Below are 9373 nucleotides of genomic sequence, written 5' to 3'. Positions count from 1 at the left end.
ATGGTGCCGCATTCCTTCGCATTATCGCGTCCTCGCGATTACGGACGTTATGCGCAGCTGCGCATAAGGTGCGGAAGGCCCCGGCATAGGCGTCGTAGATCTCGATCTGGGCGGGCGTGAGCGCATGTTCGAGCACGTCGTATTCGACGCCGTCGAAGCTGAGCGCCCGTGCCGTGTAGAAGCCGAGCGTCTTCAGATCGCGCGCCACCACCTCCATCGCCGCCACCCCGCCGGCCTCCATCGCCGCGACGAAACTCTCGCGGCTCGGGAAGGGATATTCCGGTCCCTGCCCCCAGAGCCCGAGGCGTGAAGCATAGGCCAGGTTCTGCACGCTGGTGGCGCCCGTTGCCGAGACATAGAAGACCCGCGCCCGCGGGGCGGCGAGCTGCAGACGCAGCCCGGCGAGGCCCTGCTGGGAGGGTTTGACCCCCCTGCCCTCGTCGGACCCGGCGGCGTTCTGCATGACATGGGCCTCGTCGAAGGCCAGCACGCCGTCGAACCCGTCGCCCATCCAACCGAGGACCTGGTTCAACCGGGTCGTGCCGCATTTGCCGGCTGAGCGCAGCGTCGCGTAGGTGACAAAGAGGATGCCGTCGCCCATCGGGATTTGCTGGTCAGGCTTCCATTTGGAGAGCGGCTGGATGTCGGCGGGCGAGCCGCCGAGGTCGGTCCAGTCGCGGATGGCGTCTTCGATGAGCGTGGCGGATTTGGAGATCCAGACCGCCTTGCGACGGCCCGCGAGCCAGTTCACCAGGATGAGCCCCGCGCATTCCCGCCCCTTGCCGCAGCCGGTGCCGTCGCCGAGGAAGTAGCCGAGGCGATAGGCGCGGGCCTCCGGATCATCGTCGGCGCGGGTCATCCGGGTCTGGTCCTCGTCAATGGTAAACCGCCCCGGCAGGTCGCGCTCGTGGGCATCGTTCGCCATCAGGATGGTCTCGAGCTGGGCCTCGGAGAGATGGCCCCCCTCGATCAGACGGCCGGGCAGCCGCAGGTGCGCGGCAGCCTCGCTCGACGGTGCCGGCGGCGCCACCGAGGCCATGGCGATGCTCTCGACCAGCGGGGTCGGATGTTCCTGTGCCCCCGCGATCTCGATCCGCTGCGGACGGTAGCGGGCATAGATGTCGGAGACGGGCGTGTTCTCGCGGGGCATGGCGAGGCAGGTGAAGGCCAGCGGGATGGCGGCATGCGATTTGGGTTTGGCAGACGCCGCCTGGGCGATTGGGCGCTCGCGTGCAATAGGGACACCGGCCCGGCGCGACCCAGGCCGCGCCTGCGCAGTGGCCTGGATAGTAGGAGTGGCGGGTCGGGTCGCGGCGACGTCGTCGACGATTTGCCGCGCCGCATCCAGATCATCGACAACCGCGCGGACGCATTCGACCTCCTCCTGCACCTTGTCGAAGACCATGAGCTGGGTTTCGACGGTGGTGCCGAGCTTGGCGTAAACACGGCCGGGGATCGTGAGCGCAAGGCGAGGCTTTGCGATTGCCGAGGCCCGTGCCCAATGCGCCGCGTCCCTCTCCGGGGTGAAGCCCATCGGCATGATCGCCACGAGACGTCCGCCCGGCGCGAGGCGTTTTGCGGCGCCAATCAGATGTTTCGCCGCGATGTGTTTGTCGCGCGACCGATCGACCGAGGAGGCGAAGGGCGGATTCATCACGATGACACCGGGAAGGTCGGGCACCGTCAGGAGATCGTCGATATGTTCGGCGTCGAAACCGGTCACCTCGCTCCCGAACACGGCCTCGAGCAGCGCCCGGCGGAAGGGATCGATCTCGTTGAGCATCGGCTTGCCGCCCGCGCGGACGGCAAAACTCGCCAGCGCGCCGGTGCCCGCCGAGGGCTCCAGCATGGTTTCGCCGGGTCGGATGGCCGCGGCACACGTGACCAAGACTGCATAGGCCAGCGGCGTCGAAAATTGCTGCAGGCGGATTTGCTGTTCGGAGCGCCGGGTCTCCGTCAGGAGCCGCGTGGCGAGCATTTTGGCGGATGTGATGGCGTCCGGATCGCTGCCCTGCAAAACCTGCATCACGGCTGCGGCCTGCATCACGTCATAGGCCATGCGCCAGGACCACGCTCCGCTGGCATCGCTGCCATCGAAGGTTTCACGCATGACCCGCGCCAGCGATGAACTTCTGAGGGGCTGGTGATCGATCTCTCTGGCGATCTGTGAAAAGGCCTCACGGAGGCGGGCTTGGGATGGGATATCGGGTCCATGCTTCGGTCTTTGATCGGCCATGTCGTCAGTCCTTCCAGTCAGGTTACGGGTCTGACAGGACAGAAAGCCTCCTTTCCCCTTTCAGGCGTTGGAGGCAGCTGGAAGTTTGGAAAGTGAGGAGGTCCGAGAGATCGGACCGCGGTCTCTCGCGAAGGCGGCGAGACCGGGGCGTCCGTTTTACCGGTGTTCGGGACTCAGGTCCGGCGCGACAGCTTCAGCCCGCCGGCGGTCCGAAGGCGCTGCACCTCGTGCAGGATCGCGTCGGTGAAGGCCGCACCGAACGATCCGCGCGGTGACCGCTCTTCGAGCGTATAGGAGGTCTCGAGAACGTCGGCGTTCAACTCGTCCAGGATGACCCAGAGCGGTACGTCGGTCTCGAGACGCGCTCGCCGCGCCTCAGTCTCGGGGATCTCTAGGGCCGTCCGCCCCGGAGCCGGGGACTTGCTGGTGATCGGCGCGATAAACATGACGTGCTGTCCGGCCTGATTGGTGACGACGACTACGACGCAGCTCGGCCGCTTCTTCCGCCCTTCCGTCTCGCCGCGCTCCGCCTGCCACTTCCAGAGAAAATGATAGTCGAAGACCTGCCCCGCGGCGGGGAAGTCAGCGGTCACGGAAATGCTCTTCGATACCCCGGTCAAGAAGGTCGCCCAGTTCTTCGGGCATGTCGGCCACATCGAGCGCCACCTGCGACCCGCGACCGGCCGTCAGGGCCTGGAATCGCTCCATCGACATAACCACGAAGCGCGGTTTACGGTGCTTCGTGATTGCGACCGGGGCAACGGTCGCCGCCTCGAAGAGATCGCCCGTGTTGCGGGTCAGTTCCCCTGCTGCAAACTGCTTCATCCTGGCTCTCCACAGATTTTCTGGTTTAGCAAGAATATACGTAATCTCTTAATATTCTGCAAGAGGCAGGATAGACAGGAGGTCAGACCCTCAAGGTGGCGCATCGTCAGCACTCCGTTCGGCGAAAAACTCGGCCAGAACCGGACTCGCCTCACTCTTCGCCGAGCCGAGGAGCTCGGACCCGGCGAGCGAAGCTTTCGACAGACGCACGAGGCCGCCTGTCTCCTCGATGCGGTAGCAGCGACGCTTTTGCCCTCCGCGCCGGTAATGGGTGGCGGTCACGATCTGGCAGGTGCTGCCATCGGTCAGCGTTACCGGTGCGGCCAGTTTGATCTTGTCACCCTCGTCGTAGTCCGGGATTGCTGCCCAGTCGCGGCAGCGCTGACGCCAGGCATTGGCATAGCTGTCGGGATCCTTCAACTCGGAGAGCAACGCCAGAAGGCTGAGCGGCGCGCGCGACTCCACGGGCCCGGCGCTCTCCTCCATGTCCTTGTAGCCCCAGCAGCCCTCGTCATAGCGGGTCAGAAACACGGCTCCAAAGGTGATCGACCCGTCGGCATCGGTCACGTAGGTTCTGTCTTCAATCGGCACGCCAATGGCCTGCCCCCTGAAAAGTGGTCCTCCCTGAAGTAGGCTTTCGAGCCAGATGGAGGATCAAGGAATGCCCCAGAAGAAGCATAAGCCCGAGGAGATTGTCGTGAAGCTCCGGCAGGTCGATGTGTTGGTATCGCAGGGCCGGTCGGTGGCCGAGGCGGTGCGATCGATTGGAGTGACGCAGTTCACCTACTATCGGTGGCGCAAGGAGTTTGGCGGCTTGAAGACCGACCAGGTGAAGCGGCTGAAGGAGCTTGAGAAGGAGAACGAGCGTCTCCGGAAGGCGGTCTCTGACCTGACGCTCGAGAAGCTGATCCTGGCTGAGGCAGCCAGGGGAAACTTCTGAGCCCCGCCCGCCGCCGTGCTTGCATTGAGCATATCAGGAAGAAGTTCCGGGTCTCGGAACGCCTCGCCTGCCGCGTGCTCGGGCAACATCGCTCGACCCAGAGAAAGGTGCCGCAAGGTCGGGCCGATGAAGAAGTCCTGACGGCGGACATCATCGCGCTCGCGTCGCAATACGGGCGCTACGGATACCGCCGGATCACAGCCCTGCTGCGTGAAGCCGGTTGGGCGGTAAACGTGAAGCGGGTCGAGCGGATATGGCGGCGGGAGGGGCTGAAGGTTCCCCAGAAGCAACCGAAGAAGTCGCGGCTCTGGCTCAACGACGGGTCCTGCATCCGTCTGCGGCCCGAGCGCCCTAACCACGTCTGGTCCTACGACTTCGTCGAGAGCCGGACCCACGATGGAAGGAAGTTCCGGATGCTCAACCTGATCGACGAGTTCACCCGGGAGTGCCTGGCGATCCGGATCGATCGGAAGCTCCGATCGACCGACGTCATCGACATGCTGTCAGACCTGTTCATCCTGCGGGGCGTGCCCGATCACATACGATCCGACAACGGCCCAGAGTTCGTGGCGAAGGCAGTGCGGGACTGGATCGCCGCCGTCGGCGCGAAGACCGCCTACATCGAGCCCGGCAGCCCTTGGGAGAACGGCTACTGCGAGAGCTTCAACGCAAGGCTCCGCGACGAGCTGCTCAACGGCGAGATCTTCTACAGCTTGGCCGAGGCGAAGATCATCATCGAGAGCTGGCGCCGGCATTACAACACAAGGCGCCCACACTCATCTCTGGGCTACAAACCGCCAGCTCCTGTGGTCGTCTTGTGGCCGGCTTCGCCACCCGGAACCGCTTCGCCAGCCACGCCAGCCGTAGCACCAAGACCCGTTATGCACTAAGACTGAAACCGGACCACTCGATCGGGGCAGGCCAGTGTCATGGCCGCGGTCGATGAGCATCTGCACGTCGTCGAGGATGTCCGTGTAGAACTGGCCGGTCAGATCGCGAAACGCCGCCTGCCGCGCCGCCATCCAGTCCGGATCCCGGAACGGGTTGATGCCCTCGGCAAAAGCGTAGGAGGGATCGGCGCGTTCGGTGGTGACGATCCGTGTCGACGTGCCATCGATGCCGTTCGAGCGCAGATGGACGCCATTGCCGACGATCAGGATCAGGGCGGGTTTGCCGACCGGCCCGTTCCAGTTGGGAAGGAAGGTGGAGCAGCCGCGCGCATGCGCGATCTGCGCCGCGACGCTCGCCGCGGTGAAGCTGAGAAGTGCCATGGGATTTACCTGTAAGATGGAGAGAAGGGTGTGACCCGCCCCGGTCGGAGCGGGTCGTCTGTAGGGTCAGGCCGCTTCTGCGACGTCGGCTTCGTCTTCGGGTGTCTCGGCCTCGCTGGCATCAACCGGCTCGACACCTGCCGTCTGCATCATCGGCGGGCACCAGGCTGCGACCGCCGCGCGCTGCGCCTCCGTCAGCGTGGCGAAAGGCTCGGAGAAGAGCTTGTCGCAGAATTCGACGACTTGCTTCTTGGTCGAGGAGGCCAATGTCACCGCCTCCTGCGCGAGCCCCAACTCCTCACCCAGAATCTTCAGGAGCCAGGCCTTCTTGAAGCGGTTGAAAAGCGCCGCATTCGGCGTCCAGTGCGCCCGGATGTCCGGCATGATCTCCACCTCGAAGTCAAACATCAGGCTGTCGCGCTGCCGGTCCCGTGCGAAACAGGATTGCGTGGTCGCCGCCGTGGCATAGGCGACGAGTTTCGCCTTCTCGCCCGCATCGAGCGCCCGGAAGAGCGCGAACTGGTCGGCGGGGGATTTCGCGTCATCGGCCCAGGAGAGGTCGAGCGCGTCATGGGCCTCGGCCGCCTGTTCAAGCGACGTGCCGTCGATCTCGTCCATCTTGGCGTGGGTGCGATACTCCTGTCGCGCATCGACCTTGATCGCCTGGGTGACGCCCATACCGCTGGTCAGCACATCCGTGACCAACTTGAAGAGCGTGAGATCGAGCGTCGCCTCCGGGTGCATCGTCATCGCCGCACCGAGCGCCATCGCCCGCTCGGTCTTGAGATCCTCGGTCAGCGAAGCGGGATAGGTGATCTCGTCACTCTCCGCCGTGCCCTTCTCGCTTGGGCCGCCGGTAACTTTGCCGGAACTCTCGACCTTGTCTTCGGGGCGCACGAGGCCGACATGGCACGTCACCTGCCCGTTCGACCAGGAGGCGATGACGCCGGATCGCGCAAGATCCTCCGCGCCATAGGCCTCCTGCAGATCCCGTGCCTCGGCTTCCAATTCGTCCACCCGTTCGTAGAGATCGTTGTAGGCCTCATCCTCGAGCTCCTCGTTCTCCATCTCGCGCTCGAGCGTCTCGAGCACGGCAGTAATCTCGTCCAGGCGCTTCTGGCCCTCCTCATCCGGCTCGACCGGACCGGGATAGACCCGGCCATAATCTGCCATGGCGGAATAGTCGTAACGGATCACCGCATCCGCCCAGGCAAAGCCCATCTTCGCGCGGGTCTCCTCGGCCGCCGCCGCCAGCTTCTCGAGCAGGATCGTCTCGACCAGCTCGGAATCTTCGAGCACGGAATGCTCATCAAGCAGATCGGCCGCGATGCCACCGCCGCGCGCCTCGTAGTCTTTGCGCACGAAGGCCCCGATATCGTCGCTGACCTGGACGCCGCGGGACTTCAGCGCGTTGCGAACCGTATAGGCCTGCAGGTAGCTGTCCTCCTTGGTCAGCGCCTCGAAGACCTCGCGTTGCACCTCCTGGCTCGGATGATCGGCGAAGGCTTTCATCGTATCGAGCGTGATCGACTTCGCGCGCGCCGCGGCACGGATGTCGGGGTGGATGAGCCCGTAACGCAGACGGCCTTTGACGGCAGCGACGGTCGTGCCGAAGGTCTTGGCGATGGTCTCGGGCGTCTGGCCATCGACCTCCATCATCCGGGCGAAGGCCTCGAACTCGTCGATGGCATTCATCGGTGCCTGGGTGATGTTTTCCGCGAGCGAGAGTGCGGTGGTCACATCGCAATCGTCCGGGACCAGGCGGCAGTCGATCTTGGTGCGGTTGGTGAAGCCCTTGACGGTCTTGTCCGCGACGAGCTCGATCAATGCGGCATGGCGACGGCCACCGGCCAGTAACCCGTATTTTCCATCGATCTTCTGGACGAGCAGCGGCTGCAGGAGGCCCAGAACAGCGATGCTGGCCTTCAGATTTGCGATGTTCTCCGAGGCATAGGTCTCGGGGGAATTGGTCCGCACATTCGCGGGATGGGCGACGAGGTCGCCGATGGCGACGGTGGTGGGTTTGAACGTGTGAGTCATGACATGTCCTTCTCGACGTGTTTGAGAGGGCCGCGCGTTTCCGTGCGACCGATCCCCGGATCCGGGAACTAACAGGACAAGAGGCCCACTTTCCCTTTCGAAGGGTCAGCGGGCCTGTCGGTGATGGAAGGTTGGGGTGCGGCCTGCCCTACCAGTCGCGCGCCATCATGACGGTCAGCACGCGCATGGTGGTCTCGGGGTTCTCGGGCGTCTCCGCCCCATAGCGAAAATCGGAACTGGCTTCATACAGATCCAATTTCCAGAACACGGTCTCACCCCGGATCGTCACCGCCCCGAAATCGTGCCAGCCCTCGGGGTCGTTGTCCGGCTCGAATGTATCAAAAGCACCGGTGGCCTGGACGGCTTCCATCACGAAGCCATCGCCGGCCTCGATCAGGGACTGGGTCACGACGAGGCGGCCATGGATCGGCTGATCCGGGGTGACACCAAGGCAGGCAAACCTGCGGAAGGCGTCGTTCTGGGCGGCGATGACGGTGGCATACGGGCCGTGATAACCTGCGGGTTCGGCATGGCTCATGGGTCTGTCCTTTCCGGATGGGTTGAAACCACCAGACCCAAAGCCAGCTTTTCCTTTCACCACACCCTACCAGCCCGGACAGCCCCGGCCTCAAGCGGCCTGTTCCCCCTGCCCCGCCTCCGAGGCCGCGACGAGATAGTCACAGGCACGCTGCGCGTCCGCCGCATGTTTGAAGATCGCCCGCTTGTCCGAGCGGAGTACGCGAACCCAGTTGTCGAGATAGGCCGCGTTCAGCTCCAGCGTATGCGCGGAGAACCCCAGCTTCTGACCCAAAAACACCGTACAGAGCTCGGCCACGATTTCTTCGCGGGCATAGGCCGTGTTCCCGAACCGAGCGTCGCCATAGCTGCGGTTCAACCGATGCCGGGGTTTCGTCCAGTGACCCAGCTCGTGACCCCAGACGGCGTAGAAATTCCGCGGATTCTCGAAGAGCTCGATCGGGGGCATGTAAATCTTGTCGAGGTTCGGGACGTAACATGCTTCCCGACCAGAGAAGCTGACATTGGCACCGATTGCCTCGAAGAAGCTCTGCATATGCGGGATCCGTGCGCGTTCGGGATGGATTTCCGGTTCGGCCGCAGCGGGATGGAAGCGAGGGTCCAACCCCTCGATCTGATCGGCGTTAAAGACGCGATAGGATTTCATGAAGGGGATGGTTTTGGGGTCTTTGTTTTCCGCCTCCCCGCCGTGGGCGCTTTCGGCCTGTTCGCGCTCGGCCGTCCCGTAATAGACGACCACCGACGATTTCGAGCCCTTGATGACTTTCGCATCGAGCTCGTTCGCCTGCCTCAACGTCATCCAGTAAGGCGAGGCGTATCCGGCCATCATGGTGCGCATGGTCAGCAAGAAGTTGTTGACGCCCTGGTAGGGTTCGCCATTCTGGCGAAGCGGCACGGAACTGCCGCCGACCGTCCATGGCTTGCGCCAGGGCAGCACGCCCCGGTCGATGATCTTAATGAGTTCGTTGGTGATCGATGCCGCGGCGTCGAACTTTGGTTTGCTGGATTTGGCCATGATGATCTCCGATGTCTGGTAAGTGTGCAGACCCGGAGGTACCGTCAGGGAAACACCCTTGGAGGGGACGGCAGGGTCCGTCCAGAACCCTGCCTGACCCCCAACCCCTTGGCTCCGGATCCGGCAAAACCCAAAGCTCGCTTTTACTTTTTTCATATCGCTGACACGAAATGTCTTTCGGCACCCGTCCAGCGGAAGCCCAGAAATCGCGCCAAGCTGACCCTTCTGTATCGTAGATCTGCTAGCGTGACCCCGTCACGTGTCCCGGCCAGGACCCGTGACGGGGTGGTGCGCGACGTCTGACCCTTGTGGCATGGCCACGCTTCTTAGCCTGTCGGCACCGCCTCTCCTTCATTGTCTCGAACAGTTGCCAGCGGCCCTCGTGGGACCGCGTATCAGAAGGAGGAGAGCATGGAGAAGGTAACACACGGTCGGATCATCGGGATAGATGTGAGCCGAGACTGGCTGTAACCGCCCGATTGAGGCCGCCTGCCTGACAGCGGGGTTCC

Annotated in this window: 7 protein-coding genes and 2 pseudogenes; 1 reads left to right on the top strand and 8 read right to left on the bottom strand. The window is 63.7% G+C overall.

Features of this window, described 5'->3' with window-relative positions:
* The 4 genes and pseudogenes from ATO3_RS28135 to ATO3_RS28120 form a co-directional block, all read right to left on the bottom strand.
* Positions 1-2236, bottom strand: a 2236-nt coding sequence (locus ATO3_RS28135; RefSeq protein WP_143747419.1) for a strawberry notch-like NTP hydrolase domain-containing protein, incomplete at its 3' end; no start/stop codon positions are given.
* Positions 2237-2409: 173 nt separating this feature from the next.
* On the bottom strand, positions 2410-2829 hold the full coding sequence (locus ATO3_RS28130) for a hypothetical protein (RefSeq protein ID WP_088653038.1): 420 nt from the start codon (positions 2827-2829) through the stop codon (positions 2410-2412).
* Complete coding sequence (locus tag ATO3_RS28125) at positions 2819-3061, bottom strand: type II toxin-antitoxin system Phd/YefM family antitoxin (RefSeq protein ID WP_088653037.1); 243 nt, start codon at positions 3059-3061, stop codon at positions 2819-2821. Before ATO3_RS28125 ends, ATO3_RS28130 begins: the two co-directional genes overlap by 11 nt.
* Positions 3062-3151: 90 nt before the next feature.
* Positions 3152-3655, bottom strand: a pseudogene (locus tag ATO3_RS28120) (DUF6927 domain-containing protein); the annotation flags it as partial.
* A gap of 67 nt (positions 3656-3722) precedes the next feature.
* On the opposite strand from ATO3_RS28120, the gene ATO3_RS28115 reads away from it, so the two are divergent.
* Positions 3723-4891 (top strand): IS3 family transposase gene (locus tag ATO3_RS28115; protein ID WP_088653036.1). Its coding sequence is split into 2 segments (ribosomal slippage): positions 3723-3987 and positions 3987-4891, totalling 1170 coding nucleotides; the frame shifts between segments, so codons are not numbered across the junction.
* Positions 4892-4933: 42 nt separating this feature from the next.
* Here the strand turns inward: ATO3_RS28115 and ATO3_RS29430 are convergent.
* The 4 genes and pseudogenes from ATO3_RS29430 to ATO3_RS28095 all read right to left on the bottom strand — a co-directional run.
* Positions 4934-5272, bottom strand: a pseudogene (locus ATO3_RS29430) (regulator); the annotation flags it as partial.
* A 66-nt stretch (positions 5273-5338) separates the two neighbouring features.
* Entirely contained in the window at positions 5339-7312 is a 1974-nt protein-coding gene (locus ATO3_RS28105) for a ParB/RepB/Spo0J family partition protein (protein WP_088653035.1), read from the bottom strand.
* A gap of 148 nt (positions 7313-7460) precedes the next feature.
* Positions 7461-7850, bottom strand: coding sequence for a DUF3768 domain-containing protein (locus tag ATO3_RS28100; RefSeq protein WP_088653034.1), 390 nt, complete (start codon positions 7848-7850; stop codon positions 7461-7463).
* A gap of 90 nt (positions 7851-7940) precedes the next feature.
* A complete protein-coding gene (locus ATO3_RS28095; RefSeq protein WP_088653033.1) occupies positions 7941-8864 on the bottom strand; it encodes an ArdC family protein in 924 nt (307 codons plus the stop codon).
* Positions 8865-9373: the final 509 nt, after the last annotated feature.

The organism is Marinibacterium profundimaris, from assembly GCF_002210095.1.
Classification (GTDB): Bacteria; Pseudomonadota; Alphaproteobacteria; order Rhodobacterales; family Rhodobacteraceae; genus Marinibacterium; species Marinibacterium profundimaris.
The sequence above is the reverse complement of the archived record's forward strand: the minus strand, read 5'-3'. Positions and strand labels throughout refer to the sequence as shown.